The following is a 26,478-nucleotide window of genomic DNA, read 5'->3' as shown; positions in this document are numbered from 1 at the left end:
TCCTCCCGGCAACGTGTGGGTCCACTCGCCCGGGGGGATGAGCAGGGCCCCTGTTATCGTGCGCCGATGTCAACGATCAAGCAGTTCCAAGTGACCTTCGACTGCGCGGAACCTGCGCGCCTCGCCGACTTCTGGTGCGAGGTGCTGGGGTACGTCGTACCGACAGTCCCGGAGGGCTTTGCCACGTGGGAGGAGTACCACCACTCGCTGCCGCCTGAGGAGGAGGTCTACTTCGCGTGCGCTGATCCCTCGGGTGTGGGCCCGCGCGTGCTCTTCCAGCGAGTTCCCGAAGGCAAGATCGTCAAGAACAGGGTGCATCTTGATGTGCGGGTCGGCACAGGGCTCGTGGGTGATGAGCGCCTGGCCACACTCGAGGCTGAATGCGCACGGCTGATGGCGCTCGGCGCGAAACACGTGCTGACGCAGCGCGCCGATGGCGTCAACGAGTCGTGCATCACGATGCAGGACATCGAGGGCAACGAGTTCTGCCTCGCCTGATTCTCCTCCGAGACTGCGAGGGGGGAGCCGTCTCCCGGGGACCTCTCAGGTCTCGTATGCGGCAGAAGCAGCCTCAATTCCGGCAAGCCGGTGGCGGGCGTAATCAGGCCCCGACCGGAACCAGTACGTCGGCTTTGTGGTGGTCGGCGGCTCACCTCCTTTCGTGCGGAGAAGACCCTCGTGAGGGGGCGGTAGCTGTGCTAGCGCCCCCTCACCCCTGCTCGCCAACTGACCGTCGGCGCCCCGAAGCGCCGTGTGGACCGGGGCCACAGTCCCCGCTATGAGCCGGCCGCCGCGTCAGTCGTTGAGCACCGCTCGTGCCCGGTCGACGACTCGCAACGCGGTGGATCGTTCGGCGTTCAGGGTGTCCTTGTCACGTTCGATCGCTTCTTCCTGGTAGGCGGCCTCGACCGCGAACCACTCGCGGACGACGCCGGAAGACCGGTTGCAGCGAACCTCCGCAGTGGCCTGTGCCCGCTCCGCGGTCTTGCCGACGACTGCCTTGCCGTGCGTGTCCATGGGCGAGGAGAAGTGGTAGCCGCGCGCACTCATGCACGACGCCCATCTGGCCACCGCCGCGACGACACGGGGGTCCTTGGCCGACGCCTCCCATGTCTTCCGTTGCAGTTCCATCGCGAAGGGGGTGTTCCGCGCCCTGGAGGTGTCGCCGAGTTTGCGTACGGCCCAGCCCACACAGCCTTGTGGCTGCCTTCCTCCGCCGGACGCGCCGTCGTAGACACGGCGCTGGGCCGCCGTCAGCTTTGGCGCGGTGGGTGGCGCGGCGTCTCTGGAGGGGGGAAGCCCGTAGCCGTACCGCTCGGCCTGTTGCAGGTCGGTCAAGCCGTAACGGCGTTCCAAGAAGTCCTTCAGAGGCGGGCGTACGTGCGTCAGCGCCTTCACCGGCGCGCCCCGTTCACGCATGCAGCGCTCCACCAGCCGTTCGTACGCCCTGTTCAGGTCGTCGCGCTGCTGGTAACTGAGCAGATATGCCTGCACGGGGAGTTCGGCCCGTGCGGTCCCGGTTCTCTCCGTACCGTCGCCGGCGGTCGTCGCGTATCCCACCGCGCCGCCGACCGCCACACACATGGCGACAGCACACGCCGTGACTACGGTCCCTCTCATCACGGCCCGAACAGCACTGACGCGTCTTCGTTGTACGTATTCGGCAGGCTGCTGAGGTAGTTGGTCGGGACGTAGTCGCTCGGGCCCTTGTAGTCGAACCGGTAGAAGACGATGGCATCGTAGTAATCGCTCGTGTTCCGCGCCGAACCGGCGTTGTTCCAGACGCTTTGCCCGATGCCATTGCAGTTTGTTCCGCACGCGTCGAACGTGATGCTCGACAGGTTGGGAATGTTTTCGCCGATCCTGACGAACGAACCGCTTCCGCCCGAGTTGTAGTAGAGACAGAACCACCCGTCGACGCAACTGTCCGCGCTCGCGGGGGCGGCCGTCGCGACGGAACCCGCTGTGAGACTCAACGTAGCCAGTGCCGTCAGTAACAGACCTCGTCTGCGCATCTTCGCTCCTAGGTCGTGAGATGGGTCGGAGCCTGGACCGTGACGAACGAGGGCTCGCGCGCGGGCTCGTTTCCTTTCGCACCACGCACCTCGTGTGTCCGCCCCTTGCCCCCTGCGACGAGTCTGCGCTCGGCCGCATGCCGACGTCATTGCCCGTCGGCGCAGTCATTCTTGATTCTGCGCGCACCACCCCGCCGGGCCCGGACCACGACGGCAACCTCGCCGACACGGGTTGCGCCATCCCGCTCGGCCTCGCGGGGACGCTTGCGGCGTGGGCGCGGCGCCGCCCTTACGTCACGGGGTGGACGCCCTTGTTCTCCCAGCCTTCTCCGCTGTTGCTCACGAGCTTCGTGCCGGATGACCTGCTCAGGGCCGTACGGGAGCCGACGTAGAAACAGATCGCGCTGTGGGTGCCGGACGGTCCGGACGTCCGGAATGGTGTCGCCATGGGTATCGGGCGTACCGCACGGAAGCGGATGCTGGTGCTGGCCCAGCCCGATGCCCGTAGTGGCCGTCCACCCCCGTTGCGGAGTTGACGGCCGCTGCGGGGGAGTTGAGGTTCGCCCCATCCACGTCCCCGCTCGCGGTCGGCCTGCCGGTGGGGGATCGTGTGACTACTAGGCTGCGATGATGGAACGCGTAACCAACGTGCCCGAGAGTCTCGCCCAGCCTGCAGATTCGGTCCAGGTGAACGACTACGACAGCTTCGCCGAGGCGTATTCGGCGGAGAACGAGAACAGCCTTGCGAACGCGTATTACGAGCGGCCCGCGATGATAGCCCTCGCGGGAGATGTGGCCGGTCGCCGGATTCTGGACGCCGGCTGCGGCTCAGGCCCCCTGTCCGCTGCACTGCGCGACCGCGGTGCCGTCGTCACCGGCATCGACGCCAGTGCCGGGATGCTGGCGTTGGCCAGGCGGCGGCTCGGTGACGAGGTGGCCCTGCATGCGGTCGACCTGAGCGACCCGTTGCCGTTCGCCGACGAGACGTTCGACGACGTGGTCGCGTCGCTGGTCCTGCACTACCTGCAGGACTGGGGACCGACGCTGGCCGAGATCCGGCGCGTGCTCAGGCCCGGCGGCCGGCTGATCGCGTCGGTGGACCACCCTTTCGTGGCCTACACGTTCCAGGATCCTCGGCCCGACTACTCAGCGACCACCAGCTACACCTTCGACTGGACGTTCAACGGGCAGTCCGTCCCGATGCGGTTCTGGCGCAAGCCATTGCACGCGATGACCGATGCCTTCACCGCCGCCGGCTTCCGCCTTTCCGTCATCAGCGAGCCGCAGCCGGACCCGGCCGCCCGAGAACTGTTCCCTGACGGCTTCCATGACCTCTCGACCAAAACCACCTTCTTGTTCTTCGTCGTCGAGGTACCGCCGTCGGCTACTGCCTCGGACGGCTAGGGCTTGTCCGGTCGATCATGTGACTACTTCATGTCCGGGTCGTTGATGTGGACATGGGGCGGGGTGATCTGAGTGATGCCGAGTGGGAACGGCTGCGGCCGTTCCTGCCGGTCAGCAACAGGCGTTGTGGCCGCTGGCGGGACCACCGGCAGGTGATCGACGGGATTCTGCACCGGGTGCGAACGGGTGTTCAGTGACGTGACCTGCCTGAACGGTTCGGTCCGTGGAAGACGGTCTACGAACGGCACCGACTGTGGTCCGGTGACGGGACCTGGGAGCGTCTGCTTCGACAGGTCCAGGCCGCGGCGGACGTGGCCGGCGAAATTGACTGGGACGTATCGGTCGACTCCACCATCGTGCGGGCGCATCAGCACGCCGCCGGCGCCCGCATCGACCCGCCGCCCATCCCCGCTTCAAAGGGGGCCGAAGGCCCAGAACACCAGGGCGAAACCGCGTGGTAGAACCTCCGCGCCCGGCTGATGAAAGTGTGCGGAAGGTGAGGGCCTGGGCCGCTCGCGCGGCGGGCCGACCAACGGGCCTTGCCGCGAGTACCTGCGGCGACGCGGCATCCGGCACACCATCCCGGAGAAGACCGACAGCCAGGCCGCCCGCCTACGCAAAGGTTCACGCGGCGGACGACCACCCGGCTTCGACGAAGAGCGCTACAAGAAACGCAACACCGTCGAACGAGCCATCAACCGGCTCAGACAACTCCGAGCCGTCGCGACCAGATACGACAAGCACGGTTACGTCTTCCTCGGCACCGCAACAGCCGCAGCCCTCACTATCTGGCTCCGAACATGAGCGACCGGACAAGTCCGCCCGTCGGCCGTCCGACCCGACTCGTTACCCCAAGGCGCTTGACCTCAAGTCAAGTTGAGTTTCTACGTTCTTCCCATGACCACTTCGAGCAGCACCTCAGCCCCCTTCGCCCCCTCCCACGACGACGCCGGCCTCATCGCCCAACCCATCGGATACTGGGCCAACGCGGCCGGCCAGGCCGTCGTCCAGAACATCCGGACCGCGCTCGGCGTCCTCGGCCTGACCCAGCCCGCCTGGTGGGTCCTGCACCACCTCGGCGAGCGCCCGAAGGGCTGGGGCCGCGCGGAACTGACCGAATTCCTCAGCTACTACCCGGGCCCCGACGATGACCTGCCCGGCGACATCGACAGCCTCGTCGCCCGGGGCCTGGTCTTTCAGAGCGAGGACGGACACCTGCTGCGGACCGAATCGGGCGCGGAGCTGTACTCCCGTGCGGCGGCGCGGCAGTCGGAGCTGCGCCGCCAGGTACATGAGGGCATTCCGGACGAAGAGTACGCCCACACCCTCAAGGTCCTCCAGCGCATGATCCACAACGTGAAGGGTGACGCGTGGCACCACTGATCCGGGCGGGCGGCCCCGGTTCACCACTCGCGCCGCCCGGCTCCCCGGACCGGTGCCTGTCCAGCATGATCCGCCGGACAGGTCCTAGGGCTGCCCGGCGGGTCATGCCGGGCGGCCCACGGGGCGGATTCGCTGAAGCGAGCCGCCGGACAAAGGGCTAGGTGGTGCAGGTAGGTCCCGTCGATAAATACCTGGACACCGGTCGTGGTAATCGGGGACGCTTCGCGCGATGAACAGAATCGACGACACACCTCCCGCGTGGGACGAGCGCACTCAGCTCACCACGTTTCTCGACTACACACGTGACACCGCCCGCGCCAAGTGCCAGGACGTCTCCGCAGAGAACGCACGCAAGGCGCTCCTGCCCGGCTCACCGCTGATGACCATGAGCGGAGTGATCAACCACCTCCGCTGGGTCGAGTACTACTGGTTCCAGGTGGTCTTCCTCGGTGAGGAAGACCGGGGCCCTTGGACCGACGAGGACCCCGACCGCGAGATGCGTATCGCCGTCGACTTCCCGCTCACGCAGTTGCTCGACGAATACGCCGAACAGAGCGCGCGCTACCGCGAACTGGTCGCGGGTAACGGCCTGGACAGCCAAGCCCAGCGAGCCGTCCGCAACGGCCTCCACGTCGATCTGCGCTGGATCCTCCTTCACCTCACCGAGGAGACAGCCCGCCACAATGGCCACCTGGACATCCTGCGCGAGATGCTCGACGGCACGACCGGCGACTAGGCCGTGTCTGTTGGATCTTGTCGGCGTCCACGACGCGTTAAGCCGCCTCATGACGGATACCAGCTCTCCGCGGAACCGGCCTGCACGCGTCTGCGTCACTCCAGGAGTCCGCAAGATCGACTCCCACGGAGGACTCGCGCATGACCCGCACAGCCGCCCGCTACCTGTACCTCACTCGACACGGCGAGGCCACGTCGGACGAGAGCGAGCTGACGGAGGCCGGCCGCCGCCAGGCCGCCCTGCTCGGAGAGCGGCTGCGTGGGGTCCCTCTGACGGCGATCCATCACGGGCCGCTCTCTCGTGCCGCACAGACCGCGCGGCTGGTCGGTGAACAGCTCGACGGCGTCCCCCTGCAGCTCGCCGCTACGGCCGGCGACTACATCCCCTACCTTCCGTCGCGCGACGAACTGCCTTCGGAGACTGCCGATGCCATGCTGGGCTTCCTGCACCAGTTCCCAGTCGAGGATCGCGAGCAAGGCCCCGGCCTTGCGGAGGCGGCGCTCGCGGAGTTCACCGGGCCCGTCGTCGGCGACGAGCCGCGCCACGAACTTGTCGTCACACACAACTTCCTCGTCGGCTGGCTCTTCCGTGCCGCCCTCGATACCCCGAAGTGGCGCTGGATGGGCATCAACCACGCCAACGCGGCGCTAACCGTCATCCGCTATGCGCCCGGCCGTCCCCCGGCGGTTCTCCTCTTCAACGACACTGGCCATCTCCCCGCTGAACTCCGCTGGACCGGCTTCCCGCAGGAGCTCCGCATCTGAGATCTCAGCTCCCGCTTCCGGGTCACCTTGCGGACCAGATATGAATTCCGGCGACGTGGAGAGCCGCGAGGTAGATGGTGGCGGCCTTGTCGTATCGGGTGTCGAGGCCACGCCACTGCTTGAGCTTGTTGATGCACCGCTCGACAGTGTTGCGCTGTCGGTAGGCATCGCGGTCGAAGGCCGGTGGCCTGCCTTCTGCACTGCCTCGCTTCTTTCGGTTGCAATCTGGTCCGCAGATTGCGGGATGACTGCCCATACCCCGCGTCGGCGCAGGTGGGTGGGGATCGCGCGGGATGAGTACGTCGTGTCCGCAAGGACCACGTTCGGAGTCGTTCGTGGCCTACCGACGACGCGCGGCACTCGGGTGCGGGCCATGACCTGCTCGAATGCAGGTGCGTCACCTGCCTGGCGTGGCCACGGCCCGGGAGTCCTTCACCGCGCGGATCGTTGGCTCGATTTCGCTCCTTCTCTCGCAGATCGCCTTGTCGAAGCCTGCGGGTCGGCCGCCCTTGCTGCCTCTTCGTGCAGGTAGCGGTGCAGTTGCGGCGGGGGAGTGTGCCTTGTCGCCGCCGAGATGGTCAGGCCGCATGCGCGGATGTCCGCCACTGCGGCGGACGATGCGGATGCGTTCCATGACCGGGGTGAGCTGTCCACCCTGTCTCTCGTCGGGGCGGTGCTGCCGGGGAGTGCGTCTTTCACGGCGCTCGTGGGGGTTCTTATGAGCCCCGGTGGCGTGCTGATGGTCCCGGCAGGAGGTTGAAGCGACGCTCGCCATCGACCAGTCGATCCGGCCACCGTGACCGACCTCGCCATCATCCTTGGGTGGTTGCCCGGATGCATCGTGTCGTTCGGGATCGCCTTGCCGGAGCCGAAGATGCCCCGTGACACCAACTGTTCCCTGGCCTGACCGTTACGGATTCCACCGTCGAGCCGACAGCCGGCACGGGCTTAGTCCCCGTCGTGATGGCATGACAGGACGGCCCCAGTGCCGACAGAGTCCGCTGCTTCAGCAGGATTTCATCGGCTTTGCAGTGCCTTGGGACAGGGTTGGCGATGTTGTGAGAGGGCTTGCCACGTGAGTGAGACCCTGCAGCCGATTCCCCGGTCCGTCCCCGGAGCCAGCCGTTTCTGGAGTCGGCGGTGCGTCTCTCGGTCAGATCCGGGGCGAAGGGCTCGTACGACGTGAAGAAGGAGGATTCCCGGTCGACCAGTGGGCTCGGCGAGGAGCTGGGGACGCCGCCGTTTGGCGCCGCCCGCGATGTGTTCGGCTCACTGAGCTGACCCGCCGCGGCAACAGCGTGCAGGTCTCCTCCTTCAACAACCGGCCCCGAGCAGCGCCGCAAGGGCTCCGCACGTACCGGCCTGAGGTCGGCGTACGGGAGATCACCCGACGTTTATCTCCAGTCTCCCTTCACCTCATCGGCGTTGGGAGAAACCCGCAAGCAGTCCTTCCCCGAGAGGAACCATTCGTGAAGAGCCGACCGCAGTTCGCCCTCCTGCTCGCCGTCGCCGTCTGCGCCGCCGTTCTCACCGCCTGCTCCGGACCCGGTCAGGAGCTCAGGTACGGGGAGAAGGCCACTGGTGACGACATCGACGTGACGGTGCTGCGAGTGGATGCGGGGAGCGACGAGGACCTGGCCGTGCTGGAAGACGCCGCGGAGTACGCCGGGCGGACGCCGTACTACCTTCACTACCGCGTCACGAAGACCAAGGACGGCTCCGTCAAGGGGCCCGACTTCGACGTGGCGGCCGACGGGGAGCGGCTCACTCTGCTGAACATCATGCCCGGCTTCCCGTCTCCCACCGTCGGCGAGGACGGCGAACTCAGCCAGTCCGAGGCGCCGAAGTTCGACAAGTGCACCGACGAGCACTCCTACACCGACTTCAACAAGGCAGCCACTGGGGAGAGTTACGAAGCCTGCTCCATCTACCTCACCGACCAGGGCGACAGTGCGGCGCCGTCCGACGTGACGTGGGTCAAGGGCAGCCAGAGCGAAACGGTCGCCGTCTGGAAGTGACCGTGTCGCGGCCGAGACTCTGATCGGAGCATGAACACTCCGACACCACCTCACCGGTCCGACTTCGATGGGGGCGGTCCGGGTTCGACGTCATAGAGCACCCGAGTCCGGCCCCTCTGAGTCGTCGGGCACTTCTGTCGGGCCGGTTTCCTTGCGGTACTGCCTTACTGTTCGGACCTGGCGGGCGTGGGTATGCGGGCCACCGGAGTCAGCCCGGCCATCAGGAGCAGGGCGCCTATCGGCAGCAGATCAAGGTTGGCCGCGAAGAGAACGAAGCCCGCAAGGACCAGCAGCGGACTCCACGCAGGGAGCAGACGCGGCCTGGTAGCTACCAGCATGACCAGCAAGGTGAGCAAGCCCAGCTGGAACGCGAGCGGGCCGATCATCTCCAGCGGTTCAGGCAACGGTGCCGCGGCATCCAGGTCTGCGAACAGGTCACCGAGGATCACCCAGAGGAAGCAGGCGACGCCGAACAGGCCGGCGGTCGCAGCCACGTTCGCGACGAGACGAGCGCGAAGGGTGGGGGCGGGGACGAGTTGTCGTAGCCGGATGGATACCACGCCGAAGAGTACGAAGCCGATGAAGAACAGTGTGTGTCCGAGGTTCCAGGCCAGGCCGGGGCCGTGAGTCCCGTCCAATCCGTCGACGAGTCGCAGGACGCCGTACAGCGCCAGTAGGAGCGGAGCGACGAGGGCGGGGCTGCGCTTGGCGGCGAGTTTGGAGGTCATATCGGCAGACTCACAGGCCGCAGGTTTCCGGCCTATCGGGGGCGTCCCCTACCGGACCCGGGAATGTACCCCGTAGGGGGCCGTATGTACCCCCGGCGGGATACGCCTACGGAAGCCGGCAAGGCCGCCCTTCGGCCACCTGCCCGGGCTCGGGATCGCATGAGAGCTCACGCTTCAGCAAGGCGAATGCCGCGGTGCTCTCGTCGGCGAAGGCACAAAGCTGGTGCACGATCTGCCCATGGGTTTGCGGGTCGCGGTCTCTCCTGGGCGGGCCTTGGGCCCCTCGGCGCCAGGGGGTCGGAGCAAGGAACCGGATGCGTACGCGGAGCCGAGAGCGTCATCGCGGTGCAGAAGATGTGTGACCACGCGGTCGAGAACGTGGTGCGCATCTTCGCTCGCCTCGTCCCTGGAACGCCCAGGTTGGTTCAGGAGACAGCGAGGCCGACGCGCTGCAGCCAGGCCTTGATGTCGCCGTCGGCCCGGTCGGCTTCTTCGCCCCGGACCGCCAGTCCCTCGGCCGTGGGCGACTTCTCCATCCGGCTGACGCGTCGACCGTGGTCACCCTGCCGTGGACGGTTCCGTGTCGGTGCCGGCTTCTTGTGGGTCGGCTTCTTGTGTGGCGGCCCAGGAGGCGAGCAGGCGCAGGCCCTCCTCGGAGGGCGAGCCGGGCTCGGCGGTGTAGATGGTGAGCGTGAGCCCGGGTTCCGCGGCCATGTCCAGGCCCTCGAAGGCGAGGGTGAGGTCGCCGACGGCCGAGTGGTGGAACCGCTTGGTGCCGGTGCCGTGATGGCGGACGTTGTGAGCACCCCAGCGGGTGCGGAATTCTTCGCTGCGGGTGGACAGTTCACCGACGAGGTCGTGCAGCTCCTTGTCGTGCGGGTTGCGGCCGGCTTCGGTGCGCAGGATGGCGACAGCGACGTCGGCGAAGGTGTCCCAGTCGGGGTAGAAGCGGCGGGAGGCGGGGTCGAGGAAGTTGAAGCGGGCGAGGTTCGCCTGGTTGTGGCGGGCGGCGTACACATCTGCGTAGAAGACGCGGGCGAGCTGGTTGGCGGCGAGGATGTCCATGCGGCCGTTGCGGACGAACGCCGGTCCGGCGGTGATCGCGTCCAGGGTCCACTGCAGGCTGGGGTGCGGCGTCCACCGGCCCTTGATACGCCGACGGCGGGGCCGGGTCAGGGCGTCGGAGCCGTCGGCGGCCCGGGCCAGGTTGAGCAGATGCGCGCGCTCGGCGTCGTCCAGTTGCAGGGCGCGGGCGACGGCCTCCAGGACGGCGGGCGAGGCGCCGGCGAGGTTGCCGCGTTCGAGTTTCGCGTAGTACTCGACGCTGACGTCGGCCAGGGCGGCGACCTCGCTCCTGCGCAGTCCCGGCACGCGGCGCCGGGAGCCGGTGGGCAGCCCGGCCCGTTCCGGGGTGACCTTTGCTCGCCGCGAGGTCAGAAACTCGCGGACTTCTTCATGGTTGTCCACACCCCGACCGTACGTCCCGAACCGCGCGACAGGGGTGCACTGCCAGTACACCCCTTGCTGGTGACTCGCTGCCCGCAGGGATATCCGGTTACCTGGATGACGTGGCACTCCCGCCCCGCTGCCGGAGCGGCGGGAAGGGGATGCCCGGCCCCGGGCAGGTGGACGGAAGGTTTCTCCCCGCCCGGGCAGGCAATCGCACTCGGCGTCCGTAGGAACAGCCCCGCATCGGACGCCTCGGCACGTAAGGAACCCCTCATGCGCGGAGCAGTGATCCACGCCCCCGGAGACATCCGCTTCGAGACCCTCGACGACCCGAAGATCCTGAAGCCGACCGACGCGATCATCCGCACCACCGTCACCTGTGTGTGCGGCTCGGACCTGTGGCCCTACCGCGGCCTGGAGCCGACCGGTGAGGCGCACCCGATGGGCCACGAGTACGTCGGCATCGTGGAGGAGACCGGCAGCGAGGTCACCTCGGTCAAGCCGGGGCAGTTCGTCGTCGGCTCGTTCGCCACCTCGGACAACACGTGTGCGAACTGTCGCAACGGCTTCCAGTCCAACTGCCTGAACCGTGAGTTCATGAGCACCTGCCAGGCCGACTACGTACGCATCCCCAACGCCCAGGGCACCCTGGTCGCCACCGACGAGGTGCCCGCGGAAGCGTTCTGGCCCGGCCTGCTGGCCGTCTCCGACGTGATGGGCACCGGCTGGTGGGCCGCCGAGGCGGCCGAGGTCGGGCCCGGTTCGACTGCTGTCGTCGTCGGCGACGGCGCCGTCGGCCTCTGCGCGGTGATCGCGGCGAAGGAGATGGGCGCGGAGCGGATCATCGCGATGAGCCGCCACGAGCCCCGGCAGAAGCTCGCCCGTGAGTTCGGCGCCACCGACATCGTCACCGAGCGCGGTGAGGACGGCGTCGCCCGTATCAAGGACCTCACCGGCGGGATCGGCGCCGACAGCGTGCTGGAGTGCGTGGGTACCGCCCAGGCCATGCAGCAGGCCCTGCACTCGGCCCGGCCCGGTGGCAACGTCGGCTTCGTCGGCGTCCCCCACGAGGTCGCCATCGACGGCCAGGAGCTGTTCTTCTCCCACGTCGGCCTGCGCGGCGGCCCCGCCCCCGTACGCCGATACCTGCCCGACCTGATAGACCGCGTCCTGACCGGCCGGATCAACCCTGGAAAGGTCTTCGACCTCACCCTGCCCCTGGACCAGGTCGCCGAGGGCTACAAAGCGATGGACGAGCGCCGCGCCATCAAGGCCCTCCTGAAGCCCTGACCCCACCACGCTCGGACGCCGGGGCCGGGCACGCACGGCCCGCCCGGCCCCAGGGCACCCTCGCGAAGGACACACCGTGACCACATTCGCTCTCCTCGGGGCCGGCCCCGGCATGAGGGCCGCCCGCCGTGCCCTGGTCCGCGCCGCCCCGGCAGCCGCGCTGCTGCTGGCCGTGACCGCCTGTGCCGACGGCTCACCGGACGCCCCGCCGTCCGCCTCCGCGGCGCCCTCCGGGCAGCAGGAGACGTTGGCAGCCACCCCACCGACCGACACCGCCAGGAACACCGCCATGGACATCCGCGTCACCCTCGACGGCCGCCCCGTCGACGCCACCTTGAACGACAGCCCCACCGCCCGGGACTTCGCCGAGCTGCTCCCGCTCGCCCTGGACCTGGAGGACTTCCACCAGACGGAGCGGATCGCCGATCTGCCCCGCGCGCTGGACATCTCCGGCGCTCCCGAGCCGACCGCGCCCAAGGCCGGTGACCTGGCCTATTACGCGCCCTGGGGCAACCTGGCCCTCTTCCACCGCGACGGCGACTCCGCCGACGCCGACCTGCTTATCCTCGGCCACATCAACGCCGACGCCGACCGGATGGCCGGCGCCGACCGGATCACCATCGAAGCCGCCTCCTGACCCCGCCGGCCACCCTCAAGGAGAGAAGCACACGTATGTCCTCCCCGACCGGGACCACCCACGGCGAGCTGCCCCTCGTCGTGTGGGTCCTCGCCGCCGGTACGTTCCTGATGGGCACCACCGAGTTCGTCATCGCCGGCCTGCTGCCGGAGATAGCCGGTGACCTCGGCGTCAGCGTCTCCCAGGCGGGCCTGCTGATCACCGCCTTCGCCATCGGCATGATCGTCGGCGGGCCGACCATGGCGCTGGCCACTCTGCGCCTGCCGCAGCGGAAGACCTTGGTCCTGGCCCTGGCGGTCTTCGCCCTCGGACACGTCGTCGCGGCGCTCAGCGGCTCCTTCACCGTCGTCCTCGTCGCGCGCGCCGTCACCGCACTGGCCACCGGCGCGTTCTGGGCCGTCGGGTTCGTCATCGCCACCGCCGCCGCGGGTCCCGCCAACGCCACCCGGGCTGTCGGCGTCATGATGGGCGGCCTGACCCTGGCCAACGTCGTCGGAGTGCCGATCGGCTCTCTCGCCGGCCAACTGGCCGGCTGGCGCGGCCCGTTCTGGGCCCTGGCCGTCCTCGCCTGCCTGGCCGCCGTGTTCGTCGGCCGGTTCATCCCCCGGACCGAGCAGCGTGCCCAGGTGTCGGTACGGGCCGAGGTCCGTGCCCTGCGGCAGGGCCGGCTCTGGCTGGCCCTGGCCGCCGCCGTATTGATCATGGGCGGTGTCCTGGCCGCCTACACCTACATCACCCCGCTGCTGACCGGTCGTGCCGGCATCCCGGCCGGGGCGGTCCCGCTGGTGCTGATCGCCTTCGGTATCGGCGCGCTCGGCGGCACCGCCATCGGCGGCCGGCTCGGAGACCGCCGTCCCATGGCCACCACCGTCACCGCCGCGGCGGCCACCGCCCTGACCCTCTTCCTGCTGATCCCGTTGTCGAGCAGCCCTGTCACGGCCGTCGTCCTGGTGTTCCTCATGGCCCTGACGGGATTCACCGTCAACCCGGTGGTCACCTCCCTGGCCGTCCGCTTCGCCGGCGACGCCCCCACCCTCACATCGGCGCTGACCACCTCCGCGTACAACACGGGCATCGCCGCCGGATCGGCCCTCGCCGGCCGGGCCCTGGACTCCTCCCTCGGCCTGACCGGACCCGCCCTGGTCGGCGCCGTCTCCGCCACGCTCACCCTGCTCCCGCTGATCGCGCTCGCCCTCAGCGGCACGCACCGCCCCACGCGGATCGTCGCGCGGCGCACCACTGCCGCCCGTATACGGGACGACGCCTCCGCACCGGCATCACCACCACGCCGCTGACATCTCCTCCGACACGAGCCACCGTTCAGCTCTCGAAGGGAGAACTCGCCCCCGATGCCGTGAGCCGGCCGGAGGCGACCGCTCTCCGTCAGGGGACGAGGCGGTCACCTCCGGCTGGTGCCCGTCAGCGCGACGACGAAGGGGTCACCCCCGGCCCAGGATCGACGTGAGGACCTTGCGCAGCGCCGCTCCGGGGTCCGCCGAAGCTCCTTCGGACCGCCACGCGACGAATCCGTCGGGGCGCACCAGTACCGCACCGTCCGCGGTGACGCCGTGGACCTCCGCCCAGTCCGTGTCGCCCGCGGGGGACAGGTCCGCGTCGGGCCCGTCGCCGATGCGGTACGAGTCGAGCGGTACCGACAGCCCTTGTGCGACGCGTGTCGCCGCGGTGTGCCACTCGCCGGCGCCGCCTCCGGAACTCAGGAGCACCAGGGACCGCTCGTACAGATCGAGGGTGGAGACCCGGGTACCGGCGCGGTTCAGCCACATGTGGGGGGCCCGGCTGCCGGGCTCACCCGTCAACGACAGCGTGTCGGGTACGACCGGCAGCGCGCGGTCGGCGCCCTGGACCGCGCCCTGCGGATAGCGGTAGCCCAGTGCCACGTTGAGGATTCCACCCTTCCTTCCCCCGGGGCCGCTGCCTCCGGGGCCGGGGGCGTAACCGGGGTGGCTGTGCTCGACCGAACGCGACGAGGCGCGGGCGCTCGTCGCCTCCGCGACCGGCCGGCGCTCCGCGTCGTACGACGTGAGCAGGCTGGGGTCGGCCCATCCGCCCAGTACGGCGGCGAGTTTCCAGGCGAGGTTGTGCGCGTCCTGGATACCGGTGTTGGAGCCGAACGCCCCGGTGGGCGACATCTCGTGGGCGGCGTCGCCCGCGAGGAACACCCGGCCGTCCGCGTACCGTTCGGCGACCCTCTCGGCGGCGTGCCAGGGGGCTCTGCCCGTGATCTCCACATCGAGATCCGGTACTCCCACGGCCCGCCGGATGTGTTCCCTGCACCGCTCGTCGGTGAACTCCTCCAGGGTTTCGCCCTGTTCGGGGTGCCAGGGAGCGTGGAAAACCCAGCGCTCCAGGTTGTCGACCGGCAGAAGCGCCCCGTCGGCCTCGGGGTTCGTCAGGTAGCAGACGATGAAGCGCCGGTCGCCGACGACGTCGGCGAGGCCGCGGGAGACGAAGGTGATGCTCACGTTGTGGAACAGGTCGCCCGGGCCGCTCTGCCCGATGCCGAGGTGCTCGCGAATGGGGCTGCGCGGGCCGTCCGCCGCGACGAGGTAGTCCGCGTGAATGGTCGTGTGTTCGCCCGTGTCGCGGCTCTTGACCTGCGCGGTCACCCCCTCGGAGTCCTGCTCGAACGACATCAGCTCCGTCGAGAACCGCAGATCCCCGCCCAGTTCCCGAGCGCTCTTCAGCAGCACCGGCTCGAGATCGTTCTGGCTGCACAGACACCATCCGGCGGGGGTGAAGCGGGCGAGGCCGCCGCCTGGGTCGATCTCCTTGAACAGCCACTCGCCGACATCGCCCACCAGGCTCGGTGTCTGCAGAATTCCGTTGTTCCGCGCCATGACGGACGCGGCCTCCTGGATGAGCGGCTGAACACCGGCGCCCCGGAACAGTTCCATCGTGCGCACGTTGTTGCCACGCCCGCGTGGATGGATCGACGTGCCCGAGTGGCGCTCGACAAGTGTGTGAGGCACGCCGAGGCGCCCCAGGAACAGTGATGCGGACAGGCCCACCAGAGAGCCGCCGACGATGAGGACGGGTGTGCGGTGACCGACCTCGCCGGCCTCTTCGAATCGGTTCATTGCTTGCCTCCAGCGTCACCTGCGACGCGAGTCAGGAGTGAGATGCAGATTCATGCCCGTCGAAGAACGGTTCGCGCGCCGGGGCACCCGAATGACGCGCGGTTCACTCGTCCGCCCCGTGGGACTCGCGCGCACAGGCGGAACGCGTCGACGATCGGCACATGACGACCCCGGCCTTTCGGGCACGGCGGTCCCTCCCGACCCTCCATGAACAGAGAAGAGGTGCGCCGGGTGACCATCTCGGGACGCATTTCACAGTCGGCCTTCGACGGCTCCAAACTGCGGGTGATCCTGCTGCTCGACCTGTACGAGGGAGCCCAGCAGCAGTTCCTGGACGCGTACGAACTCATGCGCAAGCACGTCGCGTCCGTCCCCGGTCACATCAGTGACCAGCTCTGCCAGTCCATCGAGAACCCCTCGCAGTGGCTCATCACGAGCGAGTGGGAGAGCGCTCCGCCGTTCCTCGCCTGGGTCAACAGCGAGGAGCACGTCGAAACAGTCAGGCCGATGCACAGCTGTGTCCGGGACACCCGGTCGATGCGTTACAGCATCCTCCGGGAGACCGGACAGCGTCAGCAGCTCACGCCGGATCCGGCGTCGACGGGTGAACAGGTGACGGCCCGCGTGGGCGACGGTGTGGCACGCCACGCCCTGACCTTCACCGTCAAGCCGGGCTCCGAATCGAAGGTCGCGGAGCTCCTGGCCGGGTACGAGTCACCTCAGGCCCAGGTCGACGAGAACACACGGCTGCGCCGTACCTCGCTCTTCATGCACGGCAATCGCGTCGTGCGGGCCGTGGAGGTGGAGGGCGACCTCCTCGTGGCGCTGCGCCACGTCGCCCGCCAGCCCGAGGTGCGAGCGGTCGAGGAAGCCATCAACCCGTACCTGGAGCAGGACCGGGACCTGACCGACCCCGAATCGGCGCGTGTCTTCTTCACCAGGGCGGCGCTCCCGGCCGTGCAGCACATCGTGTCCGGCCGGCCGGCACCGGCCGACCTGCGGCGTCACGCTCTGTACTACCCGGCGAAGGAAGGCTGCGGGATGGAGCTGGCGCGGCTGCTCGCCCATCAGGACCAGGCCGCGGCGGACGACCCGAAAAGCCCGGTGTACGGCAGCACCGTCTTCCAGCGCGACGACATCGTGGTGCGCCTCATCGACATCACGGGCGACCTCGACCTCGACCCCGTCGCCTCACTCGGCCTCAAGGGCCCCGGGAAGGCCGCGGAGCTGGAGCGTCTTCTCGACGGTGCCGCGATCGGCGTCGAGGGCTCCCTGGAGGCGGACCGCAACATCAACCGGCTCCTGTCGCACGCCGACATGCTGCCTGTCACCGACCGCAGCTCGGCGAGTTCCTGACGGGTGCCGCGGCTCCGGCCGCAGCCGTTCCCTCGCACGTCACTGCCACACTCGGAGGTATCAACCATGCTCAAGCAGCGTCCTCGCATCGTGAACCTGAGCGAGACGGAACCCAACCGCAGGCGCGGAGGCGACCTGCGGGCCATGCTCACACCGGCAACCGTGGGTTCCACCAGCGGCTTCATGGGCCTGGCCATCATTGAGCCCGGCGAGCGCATCGGTGAGCACTACCACCCGTACTCCGAGGAGTTCGTGTACGTCGTCTCGGGCGAGCTCGAAGTGGACCTGGACGGCGACACGTACCCCCTCCGGCCCGATCAGGGGCTCCTGATCCCCATCGACGTGCGGCACCGCTTCCGCAACGTCGGCGACGTGGAAGCCCGCATGGTCTTCCACCTGGGCCCGCTCGCCCCGCGTCCGAGCCTCGGCCACGTCGACACGGAGGCCACCGACGACGCCGTGCACGACGCAGGGCTCGCCGCCACCGGGCCGCCCGCGTCCGCGCAGGAGCACGGACAGCCGTCCGAGCGAATGGGGGCCATGGAGTGACCCGGCGAGTGGCCATCACCGGGATCGGTGTGGTCGCTCCGGGCGGCACCGGAGCGACGGCGTTCTGGGACCTCCTCGCCAACGGCCGTACCGCGACCCGTGGCATCACCCTGTTCGATCCGGCCGGCCTGCGCTCACGCATCGCGGCCGAGTGCGACTTCGACCCGTTCGCGCACGGTCTGGACCCGGAACTGTGCCAACACGCGGACCGGTACATCCAGTTCGCCACGGTCGCCGCCGGGGAAGCCGTACGCGACTCCGGCCTCGACACCGACAAGGAAGACCCCTGGCGCGTCGCGGTCTCCCTGGGCAGCGCGGTCGGCGGCACCACCCGACTGGAACACGACTACGTCCTGGTCAGCGAGCGCGGGCAGTGGTGGGACGTGGACCACCGCACGGCCGAGCCGAAACTGCACATGGCGTTCTCGCCCAGCACGCTCGCCTCGGTCGTGGCCGAACGGTTCGGCGCCCGCGGCCCGGTGCAGACCGTCTCCACCGGCTGCACCTCCGGTCTCGACGCGATCGGCTACGCCTTCCACACCATCGAGGAGGGCCGGGCGGACGTCTGCCTGGCCGGGGCGTCGGACTCGCCGATCACACCGATCACCATGGCCTGCTTCGACGCCATCAAGGCGACGTCACCCGACAACGACGACCCCGAGCACGCCTCCCGGCCCTTCGACGACGACCGCAACGGTTTCGTGATGGGCGAAGGCGCGGCGGTCCTCGTCCTGGAGGAGTACGAACACGCCCGAGCCCGCGGGGCGCACGTGTACTGCGAGATGACCGGCTACGCCACCTACGGCAACGCGTACCACATGACCGGCCTGACCGGTGAAGGGCTGGAGATGGCCCGGGCGATCGACAGCACCCTCGACCAGGCCCGGCTCGACCCCACGCTGATCGACTACGTCAACGCACACGGCTCGGGCACCCGGCAGAACGACCGGCACGAGACCGCCGCCGTGAAGCAGTCGCTGGGCGCGCACGCCTACGCCACGCCCATGAGCTCCATCAAATCCATGGTGGGGCACTCGCTCGGCGCGATCGGCGCGATCGAAGTCGTCGCCTGCGTCCTCGCGCTGACGCACCAGGTGGTACCTCCGACTGCAAACTACGAGACCCCCGACCCCGAGTGCGACCTGGACTACGTACCGCGCACCGCCCGCCCCCGGAAGCTGAGGAACGTGCTCTCCGTCGGCAGCGGATTCGGCGGCTTCCAGTCCGCGGTGCTCCTGAGCGGGCCGGGCGGGAGGGCACGATGAGCACTCAGCGTCCACGGCGCGCGGTCGTCACCGGGATCGGTGTGATCGCCCCCAACGGATTGCGCGCCGACGCGTACTGGAAGTCCGTCCGGGAAGGCCTCGGTGTCCTGGACCGGATCACCCGGGCGGGGTGCGAGCACCTGCCGCTCAGGGTCGCGGGTGAGGTCCGGGGCTTCGACGCCTCGGACCTCATCGAGGAACGCTTCCTCGTCCAGACCGACCGGTTCAGCCACTTCGCCATGGCCGCGGCCTCACTCGCCCTCGACGACGCCGGCTTCGGCCGGGACAGCCCGGCGGAGCCCTACTCCATCGGAGTGGTCGTCGCCGCCGGGTCGGGCGGCGGCGAGTTCGGCCAGCGGGAGCTGCAGAAGCTGTGGGGACAGGGGTCCAAGTTCGTCGGCCCGTACCAGTCCATCGCCTGGTTCTACGCAGCCAGCACCGGCCAGATCTCCATCCGGAGCGGCTTCAAGGGCCCCTGCGGAGTGGTCGCGAGCGACGAGGCGGGCGGCCTGGACGCCATTGCCCACGCCGCCCGTGCCGTCCGGCGCGGAACGGGCGCGATGGTCGTCGGCGCCGCCGAGGCCCCCCTCGCTCCCTACTCGATCGTCTGCCAGCTCGGATATCCCGAGCTCAGCGTCGTCGAGGAACCCGAGCGCGCCTACCGCCCCTTCACCGAGGGAGCCTGCGGCTTCGTCCCGGCGGAGGGCGGCGCCATGCTCGTCGTGGAGGACGAGACGCGTGCCCTCGACCGGGGGGCGGCCGTCCGGGCCGTCCTGGCCGGCCATGCCGCCACGTTCACCGGAGCTTCGCGCTGGGAGGAGTCCCGGGAGGGCCTCGCCCACGCGATCCGGGGCGCTCTCGACGAGGCGGACTGCGCCCCGGAGGAGATCGACGTCGTGTTCGCCGACGCCCTGGGCGTACCGGCGGCGGACCGCGCCGAAGCGCTGGCGATCACCGACGCCCTCGGCGCGCACGGTACCCGCGTCCCCGTCACCGCGCCCAAGACCGGGATCGGCCGGGCCTACTGCGGGGCACCCGTGCTGGACACCGCGGCCGCGGTGTTCGCGCTGGAACACGGCCTCGTGCCTCCCACCCCCAATGTTTTCGACATCTGCCACGACCTCGATCTGGTGATGTCTCGGGCTCGGCCCGCCGAGCTGCGCACAGCCCTCGTCCTCAGCAGGGGACTCATGGGATCCAACGCGGCGCTGGTAGTGCGCCGCGGCGGCGACTCCGCCCGGTAGGACCGGGCGGAAAGGAGAACACGCATGATCACCACGGAACTGTCCTACGACGAACTGGCCGCGCTGATGAAGCGGGCGGCCGGAGTCACCGTCGACCCCCGGGAGCTCGAAAAGGCGCCGGACGCACCCTTCGGCACCATCGGGCTCGACTCGCTCGGCCTGCTGGGCATCGTCGGCGAGCTGGAGAACCGGTACGGCCGCCCGATGCCCACCGACGCGGAGCGCTGCAAGACACCCGGCGAGTTCATCGGCCTCGTCAACAGCACCCTCAAGACGGGAGTCTGACGTGTCCGGACACACCGACAACAGCATCACCGTCGACGCTCCTCTCGACCTCGTCTGGGACATCACCAACGACATCGAGAACTGGCCCCAGCTCTTCAGCGAGTACGCCTCAGTCGAGGTGCTCTCCCGCGAGGGCGACGCGACGACCTTCCGCCTGACCATGCTGCCGGACGAGTCCGGGAAGGTCTGGAGCTGGGTCTCCGAGCGCACCGTGGACCGCGAGAAGCGGACCGTCCACGCCCACCGCGTCGAGACCGGACCCTTCGCGCACATGAACATCCGGTGGGAGTACGAGGAGATGCCGGGCGGCGTACAGATGCGCTGGGTGCAGGACTTCGCGATGAAGCCCGACGCTCCGGTCGACGACGACTGGATGACGGACAACATCAACCGCAACTCCCGCACGCAGATGGCCCTCATCCGGGACCGTATCGAGCAGGTCGCCCGCGAGCGCCGGCACGCACCCGTCATGCCGGGCTGACCGCACACCCAGGAAGGACACTCGATGCACAACGCCCTGATCGTCGCCCGCATGGCGCCCGATTCGGCCCCCGCGATCGCCGACGTGTTCACCGCGTCCGACCGCGGCGAACTCCCGCACCTGGTCGGCGTCACCAGGCGCAGCCTCTTCCAGTTCGGCGACGTCTATCTGCACCTCATCGAGGCCGAGCAGGACCCGGCACCCGCCATCGCGAAGCTGACCGGGCACCCCGAGTTCCGGAGCGCCAGCGAGAAGCTGTCGGCGTACGTCAGCGCGTACGACCCGACGACGTGGCGCAGCCCCAAGGACGCCATGGCGCACTGCTTCTACACCTGGGAGCGGGACGCCGGTTCCTGAACCGAACGCGGCAGAGAACCCAGAGGCCGCCGGCTCCGCGACAGACGCGGAGCCGGCGGCCTCCGGCTTGCTTCCTCGTTCTCCTGATCAGGCGGGCACGGTGCACTCGAAGGCATGGAGGTACGCGTTGACCGGGCGGACCTCGCCGATGACCAGACCCGCGTCCGTCAGCCGCTCGACCATGCTCTGCCGGGTGTGCTTCGCACCACCGACATTGAGGAGCAACAGCAGGTCCATGGCTGTCGTGAATCTCATCGAGGGGGTGTCGTCCACGAGGTTCTCGATCACGACGACGCGGGCACCGGGACGCGCCGCCTTCCGGACGTTGGCCAGCGCCCTGCGGGTGCTGTCGTCGTCCCACTCCAGGATGTTCTTGATGACGTACACGTCCGCGTGGACCGGGATGTCCTCGCGGCAGTCCCCGGCCACGACACGGGCCCGGGAGGCCAGCGAACCCCCTGCCCGCAGGCGCGGATCGGCGTTCTCCACGACTCCCGGCAGGTCCATCAGCGTGCCGTTCAGGCCGGGGTGCTTCTCCAGCAGACTCGCCAGGACGCGCCCCTGACCGCCCCCGATGTCCGCGACCGAGGAGACGCCTTGCAGGTCGAGCAGGTCGGCGACGTCCCGCGCGGACTGCTCGCTCGAGGTCGTCATGGCGCGGTTGAACACGTACGCGGACTCGGGTGCGTCTTCGTTGAGGTACGGGAAGAACTCCTTGCCGTACACGTCCTCGAAGACGTTGTGGCCGGAGCGCACCGCCTCGTCGAGCTTCGGCCAGACCTCCCACGTCCACGGTTCGGTGCACCACAGCGCGATGTACCGCAGGCTGTGCGGATCGTCCTCGCGCAGCAGCCGGGACATCTCCGTGTGCGTGAAGGAGCCGTCGGGCTGCTCAGCGAAGACGCCCTGGCAGGACAGTGCGCGCAGCAGTCGTCGCAGGGTCTGCGGCTGGGTCTTCACCGCCGCCGCCAGGTCCTCCACGGCCATGGGTGTGTCGTCCAGGGCGTCCGCCACGCCGAGGCGGGCGGCCGCGCGTACGGCGGCGGCGCACGCCGCCCCGAAAACGAGCTCCCTCAGCCGCATGGGCGGCGGGGGAGCGGGATCAACCGTCGTCATCTGCTGACCTGCCTTTGCTGTCGTGCCGCGGGAGAGGGAGGGGGAGCAGGCCGGTCAGCACAGTCCGGCGGGCTCCGAGACCCCGCACGTGTTGCCGTGGAAGGTGTTGCCCTTACCCGTGTCCCGGTTGGCCAGATCGGCATTGCCGTTGCGCAGCACCACGTTGTCGCGGATCTCGTTCCGCTCGTTGACGGCACCCACGAAGCTCTTGAACAGCACGATGCCGCCCGACAGCGGGGAGGTGCCCACGTTGTCCACGACCCTGTTGTCCGCCACCAGCGTCTGCTCGGCGCCGGTGAGGACGATTCCCGAGCCCTGGAGGAAGGGGAGGCGGGGGGTCTTCGGGCAGTGCTTGTTGTTGGCGTGGATGTGGTTCCCGCGCAGGCTCATCGCTCCGGCGCGCGGTGTGGACTCGTCGCCGACCACGAACACCGCGGCGCAGTTCCCGGTCGCCTCGTTGTGGTCGACGGTCAGGTTCCGCAGGCGCCTCACCGTGACGCCGATCCGGTTGTCGGACAGCCGGTTGTGGCTGATCACCGTCCCCTTGGCGTCCGAGGCCCCTTCTTCCTCCTCGACGGTGTTGGCCACGAACAGCCCGGCGTCGCCGTTGCTCCGGGCGGTGTTGTGGCTGAGCACACTGCGCACGGACCTCTGCTGGGCGATGCCCCACCTGCCGTTCTTCTCGGCGGTCACCCGCTGGACCCTCAGCTGGTCCGTCCAGGTCGCCGACAGGCCGTCCTGGGTGAAGCCCCTGAGGGTCAGCGAGCGGATGGTGACGCGCTCGACGGGACGGCTCTTCGTCCCGGTCACGCAGATGCCGTGGCCGTCCTTGGCGCACGCGCCGCCGGCAGCGGCCTCACCGGGCACGATGACGGTGGAGAAGACGCTCGATCCCCGGAGCGTCAGGTTCGGGGTGGTGATGCGGACGCTCTCGCGGTAGGTGCCGGGGGAGAGCACGATGGTGTCGCCGGGCTTCGCGGCGTCCACGGCCTTCTGGATCGATTCGCCGGGCTTCACCCCGTGAACCGTCGAATGGCTGGATGTCGGGGCGGCCGCACCCAGCCCCGAGGCCACGACGGCCACGGTGCATGCCAGGTGGGCGATCTGTCGTTTGGTCATATGCCGAGGCTATGAGCGGGTGTTCCGGCCTGCCACCGCTGATCACCCGGGTGGGCGGCCTGGTCGCCCGGTGAGCGTCAGCCGTCGGTCAGGGTGCGGTCGAGGAGGGGGAGCAGACGGTCCCAGTGGCGCCGCAGCGCGGAGGGGTCGAAGGCTTCGGTGTCGGACATGGTGAAGCCGTGGAGGGTTCCGGGGTAGACCTCGGTGGTGTAGCCGACACCTGCGGCATCCAGGGCCTTGTCGAGCTCCTTGAGGTCCTCGGCACTCATGTCGTTCTCGGCGAGGCCGACGTGGACTTCGGCGGTGAGTTCCGGGACGAGGCGGTGCGGGCTGTCGGGCGCGTCGGTGACCAGGGGGCTGGGGTGGAATCCGGCGACGGCGGCGACTTGGCCGGGGTGGGCCGCGGCGGTGCGCATCGCCAGGACGGCGCCCATGCAGTAGCCGATCGCGGCGACCGGTCCGGCGCCGACCTCGGGCTGGGTGGTGAGGAACCGGAGGTAGGCATCGGCGTCGCGCAGGGCGCGTTCGGTGGTGTGCTCCTGGATCAAGGGCATCAGCTGGGCGAAGACCGCGGGCCGGATCTCCGCACCGATGTGCTCGGGAAGTTCGATCACCGGCGCAGGACCGTGCCGGTAGTAGAGGTTGGGGACGAGCACGTAATACCCGTGCTCGGCCAGTTCGCGGGCCATCTCCCGCAGTACGGGCCGCAGGCCGAAGGCGTCCGGGTACAGCAGCACTCCCGGGTGCCGCCCGCCACGGTCGGGGAACGCGGCGAAGGCATCGGCCTGGCCGTCGGCGGTGGGAACGTGCAGTGTCTTGGTGGGCAAGATCTACCTTTCGTGGGCCGGTGCCGGTGCGCGGCCTCTGTCAGTGGTGAGGCCGACCGGAGATCACCCGGCGATGGCCGCTACGGACGTAGAGGATCTCCAGGTCGGCCCGATCATGATCGGCCTCAGCGGCAACGGCTGTCCATCGATTCCTCGACCCCGAGGAACAGTTCCTGGTCGTGAGGGGCCCGCTGACCCCGCGCGGTGCCACCCTGCGGCACATTGGTGCCACAGGCTCATATGTCTCTGACCTGTGGAGATTCATTCCGAAGACACCTTGAGCCTCTCGATGGCGTCACGTGTTGCGCCATTGTGCTTGCCAGTGGCGCCATAGTGGTGCCACTATTGCGTCATGGACCTCACGCCGTACGTCGAAAAGCTCCACAGGGAACTGGCGGTCGCCGCCGAAGCCGGGGGTGACGAAGCTCGCGAGCTCGCCGCGCGGCTCACCGCGCCGCTGGAGTCGGCCACCCGCCTGACCCTGCTCCATGTGCTGTCCGCCGCCATGGACGAGATCACGCGTGAACTCGCCCCCGGCTCGGTCGACGTACGACTGCGGGGTCTCGACCCCGATTTCGTTGTGGTGCTGCCGCAGTACGAGGACCGGTCCGCATCGCTCGGCACGTCGGCGCCCGCACCGGCCCCGGCTCCCGCCGACACGGACGAGGGCGGCACCGCCCGCGTCAATCTGCGTCTGCCCGCCCACCTCAAGACCCGCGCCGAGGAGGCGGCGGCCGGCGAGGGCCTGTCGGTCAACGCATGGCTCGTACGCGTCGTCTCGGCCGCGGTCGACACGGGCGCCGCCACCCCCCGTACCCCCCAGAAGACCACGACCGTCGGCCAGAACTTCACGGGCTGGGTGCACTGACCGGCCCCGCGGATACGACGTCGCCCCCACCACGTCCCACCAGCGGGACGCCACGAACACCCAAGAGGACCCAAGAGGACGGGACAGCCATGCCTTCTTTCGACACTCCCCAGCCGATCTCGGTCAACGCCCACGTGGACGCCGGGTCCATCCACTTCGCCGCGGCCGACCGCGCCGACACGGTCGTCGAGGTGCGACCCCGCGACCCGAAGAAGGACAAGGATGTGCGGGCCGCCGAGCAGACCGAGGTCACGTACGCGAAGGGCGTCCTGGCTGTCAGGACGCCCAAGTCGCGCTACCTCGTCGGGCCCACCGGCACCGTCGACGTGACGGTCGAACTGCCCACGGGCTCGCGCGTCGAAATGACCGGTGCCTGGGCCCAGGTGGTCGGCGACGGCCGACTCGGCGAGGTCCGCGTGAAGACCTCGTCCGGTGACGTCCGCCTCGACACGACCGGGCCGCTCCAGCTGACCGCGTCCCACGGCTCGATCACCGTCGACCGGGTCGAGGGTCCCGCCGAGATCACCACCAGCTCCGGCAGTCTGCGCGTCGGCATCGTCGACGGCACCGCCGTACTGAAGAACTCGCACGGCGCCACGACCGTCGGCGCCGCGACCGGCGACCTGCGAGTGAGCGGTGCCAACGGCGACATCACCATCGAGCGCGCCGAGAGCTCGGTCACCGCCACCACCGCCCACGGCACGCTGCGCGTCGCCGAAGTCGCCTGCGGCACCGTCCACCTGGAGACCAACTACGGCGCCATCGAGGTCGGCATCCGTGAGGGCACCGCCGCCTGGCTCGACGTCAGCTCAGGTCGCGGGCAGGTACGTAACACGCTGACCGCGTCCGAGAGCCCGGTGAAGTCCGAGGACACCGTCGAGGTCCGCGCCCGGACCCGCTGGGGCAACATCGACGTGCGCCGCGCCCGCGCCTGAGCCCCCACCTTCCGCTCCACTTCCAGCCACTCCACTCCAGCCTTCGATCGGGAGGGCCCCATGCCTTCATCTGTCATGCCCACATCCAGGAGCGGAAACGGCCAGGAGCCGCCGGCCGCCGTCTCCGCCATCGGGATGCGCAAGTCCTACGGCGACAAACTCGTCCTCGACGGGATCGATCTGTGTATCCCGGCGGGGTCCGTGTTCGCTCTGCTCGGGCCGAACGGCGCCGGCAAGACCACCGCCGTGAACATCCTCTCCACCCTGATCACCGCAGACGCCGGCTCCGGTGACATCCACATCGGCGGTCACGACCTGGCCGCCGACCCGCAGGCGGTGCGTGCCGCGATCGGTGTCACCGGCCAGTTCTCCGCGGTGGACGGTCTGATCACCGGTGAGGAGAACATGCTCCTGATGGCGGACCTGCACCACCTCTCGCGCAGCGAGGGACGGCGGGTGGCAGCCGAACTCCTGGAGCGCTTCGACCTGGTGGAGGCCGCGAAGAAGCCCGCCTCCACCTACTCCGGCGGCATGAAGCGCCGCCTGGACATCGC

General features: G+C 69.2%; 29 protein-coding genes and 2 pseudogenes. 21 read left to right on the top strand and 10 right to left on the bottom strand.

The window, feature by feature from the left end; translation table 11 throughout:
• Positions 1-66: 66 nt before the first annotated feature.
• The gene (locus AC07FA_RS31310; RefSeq protein WP_479079705.1) at positions 67-498 is read left to right on the top strand and encodes a VOC family protein; all 432 of its coding nucleotides are present in this window, start codon (positions 67-69) and stop codon (positions 496-498) included.
• Between the two features lie 297 nt (positions 499-795).
• Here the strand turns inward: AC07FA_RS31310 and AC07FA_RS31305 are convergent, their stop codons facing one another.
• From AC07FA_RS31305 to AC07FA_RS31295, 3 genes are all read right to left on the bottom strand, one after another.
• On the bottom strand, positions 796-1,584 hold the full coding sequence (locus tag AC07FA_RS31305) for a hypothetical protein (RefSeq protein WP_479079704.1): 789 nt from the start codon (positions 1,582-1,584) through the stop codon (positions 796-798).
• Between the two features lie 35 nt (positions 1,585-1,619).
• Positions 1,620-2,015 (bottom strand): peptidase inhibitor family I36 protein, encoded by a 396-nt coding sequence (locus tag AC07FA_RS31300; protein WP_479079703.1) that lies wholly within the window; start codon positions 2,013-2,015, stop codon positions 1,620-1,622.
• 289 nt (positions 2,016-2,304) lie between these two features.
• A complete protein-coding gene (locus tag AC07FA_RS31295) occupies positions 2,305-2,463 on the bottom strand; it encodes a hypothetical protein (RefSeq protein ID WP_479079702.1) in 159 nt (52 codons plus the stop codon).
• A gap of 182 nt (positions 2,464-2,645) precedes the next feature.
• On the opposite strand from AC07FA_RS31295, the gene AC07FA_RS31290 reads away from it, so the two are divergent.
• The 5 genes and pseudogenes from AC07FA_RS31290 (at position 2,646) to AC07FA_RS31270 (ending at position 6,302) form a co-directional block, all read left to right on the top strand.
• Positions 2,646-3,419, top strand: coding sequence for a class I SAM-dependent methyltransferase (locus tag AC07FA_RS31290; RefSeq protein WP_479079701.1), 774 nt, complete (start codon positions 2,646-2,648; stop codon positions 3,417-3,419).
• A 53-nt stretch (positions 3,420-3,472) separates the two neighbouring features.
• Positions 3,473-4,223, top strand: a pseudogene (locus AC07FA_RS31285) (IS5 family transposase).
• Positions 4,224-4,316: 93 nt separating this feature from the next.
• The gene (locus AC07FA_RS31280) at positions 4,317-4,802 is read left to right on the top strand and encodes a MarR family winged helix-turn-helix transcriptional regulator (protein ID WP_479079700.1); all 486 of its coding nucleotides are present in this window, start codon (positions 4,317-4,319) and stop codon (positions 4,800-4,802) included.
• A gap of 229 nt (positions 4,803-5,031) precedes the next feature.
• On the top strand, positions 5,032-5,538 hold the full coding sequence (locus AC07FA_RS31275; protein ID WP_479079699.1) for a DinB family protein: 507 nt from the start codon (positions 5,032-5,034) through the stop codon (positions 5,536-5,538).
• Positions 5,539-5,678: 140 nt separating this feature from the next.
• Positions 5,679-6,302: a histidine phosphatase family protein gene (locus AC07FA_RS31270; protein ID WP_479079698.1), complete on the top strand. Its 624-nt coding sequence runs from the start codon at positions 5,679-5,681 to the stop codon at positions 6,300-6,302.
• Positions 6,303-6,324: 22 nt separating this feature from the next.
• Here the strand turns inward: AC07FA_RS31270 and AC07FA_RS31265 are convergent.
• A pseudogene (locus AC07FA_RS31265) lies at positions 6,325-6,710 on the bottom strand (transposase); the annotation flags it as partial.
• Positions 6,711-7,442: 732 nt separating this feature from the next.
• Here AC07FA_RS31265 and AC07FA_RS31260 point away from each other — a divergent pair.
• Entirely contained in the window at positions 7,443-7,583 is a 141-nt protein-coding gene (locus tag AC07FA_RS31260; protein WP_479079697.1) for a hypothetical protein, read from the top strand.
• Positions 7,584-7,771: 188 nt separating this feature from the next.
• Positions 7,772-8,320: a hypothetical protein gene (locus tag AC07FA_RS31255; protein WP_479079696.1), complete on the top strand. Its 549-nt coding sequence runs from the start codon at positions 7,772-7,774 to the stop codon at positions 8,318-8,320.
• A gap of 164 nt (positions 8,321-8,484) precedes the next feature.
• On the opposite strand, the gene AC07FA_RS31250 is transcribed toward AC07FA_RS31255, so the two are convergent.
• Entirely contained in the window at positions 8,485-9,048 is a 564-nt protein-coding gene (locus AC07FA_RS31250) for a hypothetical protein (RefSeq protein WP_479079695.1), read from the bottom strand.
• 558 nt (positions 9,049-9,606) lie between these two features.
• Complete coding sequence (locus AC07FA_RS31245) at positions 9,607-10,515, bottom strand: helix-turn-helix transcriptional regulator (protein WP_479079694.1); 909 nt, start codon at positions 10,513-10,515, stop codon at positions 9,607-9,609.
• Positions 10,516-10,770: 255 nt separating this feature from the next.
• Here AC07FA_RS31245 and AC07FA_RS31240 point away from each other — a divergent pair, with 255 nt between their 5' ends.
• The 3 genes from AC07FA_RS31240 (at position 10,771) to AC07FA_RS31230 (ending at position 13,719) form a co-directional block, all read left to right on the top strand.
• Positions 10,771-11,787: a zinc-dependent alcohol dehydrogenase family protein gene (locus AC07FA_RS31240; protein WP_479079693.1), complete on the top strand. Its 1,017-nt coding sequence runs from the start codon at positions 10,771-10,773 to the stop codon at positions 11,785-11,787.
• Positions 11,788-11,899: 112 nt separating this feature from the next.
• Entirely contained in the window at positions 11,900-12,424 is a 525-nt protein-coding gene (locus AC07FA_RS31235) for a cyclophilin-like fold protein (RefSeq protein WP_479079770.1), read from the top strand.
• A gap of 35 nt (positions 12,425-12,459) precedes the next feature.
• A complete protein-coding gene (locus tag AC07FA_RS31230; protein WP_479079692.1) occupies positions 12,460-13,719 on the top strand; it encodes an MFS transporter in 1,260 nt (419 codons plus the stop codon).
• A gap of 144 nt (positions 13,720-13,863) precedes the next feature.
• Here AC07FA_RS31230 and AC07FA_RS31225 read toward each other — a convergent pair whose 3' ends face one another.
• The gene (locus tag AC07FA_RS31225; RefSeq protein ID WP_479079691.1) at positions 13,864-15,522 is read right to left on the bottom strand and encodes an FAD-dependent oxidoreductase; all 1,659 of its coding nucleotides are present in this window, start codon (positions 15,520-15,522) and stop codon (positions 13,864-13,866) included.
• Positions 15,523-15,753: 231 nt separating this feature from the next.
• Between AC07FA_RS31225 and AC07FA_RS31220 the strand changes: the two genes are divergently transcribed.
• The 7 genes from AC07FA_RS31220 to AC07FA_RS31190 all read left to right on the top strand — a co-directional run bounded on the left by AC07FA_RS31220 (position 15,754) and on the right by AC07FA_RS31190 (position 21,059).
• Positions 15,754-16,878, top strand: a complete 1,125-nt coding sequence (locus tag AC07FA_RS31220) for a SchA/CurD-like domain-containing protein (protein ID WP_479079690.1) — start codon at positions 15,754-15,756, stop codon at positions 16,876-16,878.
• A gap of 66 nt (positions 16,879-16,944) precedes the next feature.
• The gene (locus AC07FA_RS31215) at positions 16,945-17,427 is read left to right on the top strand and encodes a cupin domain-containing protein (RefSeq protein WP_479079689.1); all 483 of its coding nucleotides are present in this window, start codon (positions 16,945-16,947) and stop codon (positions 17,425-17,427) included.
• The gene (locus tag AC07FA_RS31210) at positions 17,424-18,692 is read left to right on the top strand and encodes a beta-ketoacyl-[acyl-carrier-protein] synthase family protein (protein WP_479079688.1); all 1,269 of its coding nucleotides are present in this window, start codon (positions 17,424-17,426) and stop codon (positions 18,690-18,692) included. The genes AC07FA_RS31215 and AC07FA_RS31210 overlap by 4 nt, the downstream gene beginning before the upstream one ends.
• Positions 18,689-19,936 carry a ketosynthase chain-length factor gene (locus AC07FA_RS31205; protein ID WP_479079687.1) on the top strand — a complete coding sequence of 416 codons (1,248 nt, stop codon included), beginning with the start codon at positions 18,689-18,691 and terminating at the stop codon, positions 19,934-19,936. The genes AC07FA_RS31210 and AC07FA_RS31205 overlap by 4 nt, the downstream gene beginning before the upstream one ends.
• Positions 19,937-19,960: 24 nt before the next feature.
• Positions 19,961-20,221 carry an acyl carrier protein gene (locus AC07FA_RS31200; RefSeq protein ID WP_479079686.1) on the top strand — a complete coding sequence of 87 codons (261 nt, stop codon included), beginning with the start codon at positions 19,961-19,963 and terminating at the stop codon, positions 20,219-20,221.
• 1 nt (position 20,222) lies between these two features.
• A complete protein-coding gene (locus AC07FA_RS31195; protein ID WP_479079685.1) occupies positions 20,223-20,702 on the top strand; it encodes an SRPBCC family protein in 480 nt (159 codons plus the stop codon).
• A 24-nt stretch (positions 20,703-20,726) separates the two neighbouring features.
• Complete coding sequence (locus AC07FA_RS31190; RefSeq protein WP_479079684.1) at positions 20,727-21,059, top strand: TcmI family type II polyketide cyclase; 333 nt, start codon at positions 20,727-20,729, stop codon at positions 21,057-21,059.
• Positions 21,060-21,146: 87 nt separating this feature from the next.
• On the opposite strand, the gene AC07FA_RS31185 is transcribed toward AC07FA_RS31190, so the two are convergent.
• The 3 genes from AC07FA_RS31185 to AC07FA_RS31175 all read right to left on the bottom strand — a co-directional run bounded on the left by AC07FA_RS31185 (position 21,147) and on the right by AC07FA_RS31175 (position 24,121).
• Entirely contained in the window at positions 21,147-22,175 is a 1,029-nt protein-coding gene (locus AC07FA_RS31185; RefSeq protein ID WP_479079683.1) for a methyltransferase, read from the bottom strand.
• A 54-nt stretch (positions 22,176-22,229) separates the two neighbouring features.
• Complete coding sequence (locus AC07FA_RS31180; protein WP_479079682.1) at positions 22,230-23,294, bottom strand: right-handed parallel beta-helix repeat-containing protein; 1,065 nt, start codon at positions 23,292-23,294, stop codon at positions 22,230-22,232.
• A gap of 77 nt (positions 23,295-23,371) precedes the next feature.
• Positions 23,372-24,121 (bottom strand): dienelactone hydrolase family protein, encoded by a 750-nt coding sequence (locus AC07FA_RS31175; protein WP_479079681.1) that lies wholly within the window; start codon positions 24,119-24,121, stop codon positions 23,372-23,374.
• 352 nt (positions 24,122-24,473) lie between these two features.
• On the opposite strand from AC07FA_RS31175, the gene AC07FA_RS31170 reads away from it, so the two are divergent.
• The 3 genes from AC07FA_RS31170 to AC07FA_RS31160 form a co-directional block, all read left to right on the top strand.
• On the top strand, positions 24,474-24,989 hold the full coding sequence (locus AC07FA_RS31170) for a hypothetical protein (RefSeq protein ID WP_479079680.1): 516 nt from the start codon (positions 24,474-24,476) through the stop codon (positions 24,987-24,989).
• An 89-nt stretch (positions 24,990-25,078) separates the two neighbouring features.
• A complete protein-coding gene (locus tag AC07FA_RS31165) occupies positions 25,079-25,924 on the top strand; it encodes a DUF4097 family beta strand repeat-containing protein (RefSeq protein ID WP_479079679.1) in 846 nt (281 codons plus the stop codon).
• A 75-nt stretch (positions 25,925-25,999) separates the two neighbouring features.
• Positions 26,000-26,478 (top strand): ABC transporter ATP-binding protein (locus tag AC07FA_RS31160; RefSeq protein ID WP_479079678.1); only part of this gene is annotated, 479 nt, incomplete at its 3' end.

This window comes from Streptomyces sp. NPDC045968, from assembly GCF_056430475.1.
This window is presented reverse-complemented; position numbering and strand designations above follow the sequence as displayed.

Coding starts and splice junctions, on each gene's coding strand:
- AC07FA_RS31310 (WP_479079705.1), top strand. CDS start 67: ATGTCAACGATCAAGCAGTTCCAAGTGACCTTCGACTGCGCGGAACCT.
- AC07FA_RS31305 (WP_479079704.1), bottom strand. CDS start 1,584: ATGTGTGTGGCGGTCGGCGGCGCGGTGGGATACGCGACGACCGCCGGC.
- AC07FA_RS31300 (WP_479079703.1), bottom strand. CDS start 2,015: ATGCGCAGACGAGGTCTGTTACTGACGGCACTGGCTACGTTGAGTCTC.
- AC07FA_RS31295 (WP_479079702.1), bottom strand. CDS start 2,463: ATGGCGACACCATTCCGGACGTCCGGACCGTCCGGCACCCACAGCGCG.
- AC07FA_RS31290 (WP_479079701.1), top strand. CDS start 2,646: ATGGAACGCGTAACCAACGTGCCCGAGAGTCTCGCCCAGCCTGCAGAT.
- AC07FA_RS31280 (WP_479079700.1), top strand. CDS start 4,317: ATGACCACTTCGAGCAGCACCTCAGCCCCCTTCGCCCCCTCCCACGAC.
- AC07FA_RS31275 (WP_479079699.1), top strand. CDS start 5,032: ATGAACAGAATCGACGACACACCTCCCGCGTGGGACGAGCGCACTCAG.
- AC07FA_RS31270 (WP_479079698.1), top strand. CDS start 5,679: ATGACCCGCACAGCCGCCCGCTACCTGTACCTCACTCGACACGGCGAG.
- AC07FA_RS31250 (WP_479079695.1), bottom strand. CDS start 9,048: ATGACCTCCAAACTCGCCGCCAAGCGCAGCCCCGCCCTCGTCGCTCCG.
- AC07FA_RS31240 (WP_479079693.1), top strand. CDS start 10,771: ATGCGCGGAGCAGTGATCCACGCCCCCGGAGACATCCGCTTCGAGACC.
- AC07FA_RS31235 (WP_479079770.1), top strand. CDS start 11,900: ATGAGGGCCGCCCGCCGTGCCCTGGTCCGCGCCGCCCCGGCAGCCGCG.
- AC07FA_RS31230 (WP_479079692.1), top strand. CDS start 12,460: ATGTCCTCCCCGACCGGGACCACCCACGGCGAGCTGCCCCTCGTCGTG.
- AC07FA_RS31225 (WP_479079691.1), bottom strand. CDS start 15,522: ATGAACCGATTCGAAGAGGCCGGCGAGGTCGGTCACCGCACACCCGTC.
- AC07FA_RS31215 (WP_479079689.1), top strand. CDS start 16,945: ATGCTCAAGCAGCGTCCTCGCATCGTGAACCTGAGCGAGACGGAACCC.
- AC07FA_RS31205 (WP_479079687.1), top strand. CDS start 18,689: ATGAGCACTCAGCGTCCACGGCGCGCGGTCGTCACCGGGATCGGTGTG.
- AC07FA_RS31200 (WP_479079686.1), top strand. CDS start 19,961: ATGATCACCACGGAACTGTCCTACGACGAACTGGCCGCGCTGATGAAG.
- AC07FA_RS31190 (WP_479079684.1), top strand. CDS start 20,727: ATGCACAACGCCCTGATCGTCGCCCGCATGGCGCCCGATTCGGCCCCC.
- AC07FA_RS31185 (WP_479079683.1), bottom strand. CDS start 22,175: ATGACGACGGTTGATCCCGCTCCCCCGCCGCCCATGCGGCTGAGGGAG.
- AC07FA_RS31180 (WP_479079682.1), bottom strand. CDS start 23,294: ATGACCAAACGACAGATCGCCCACCTGGCATGCACCGTGGCCGTCGTG.
- AC07FA_RS31170 (WP_479079680.1), top strand. CDS start 24,474: ATGGACCTCACGCCGTACGTCGAAAAGCTCCACAGGGAACTGGCGGTC.
- AC07FA_RS31165 (WP_479079679.1), top strand. CDS start 25,079: ATGCCTTCTTTCGACACTCCCCAGCCGATCTCGGTCAACGCCCACGTG.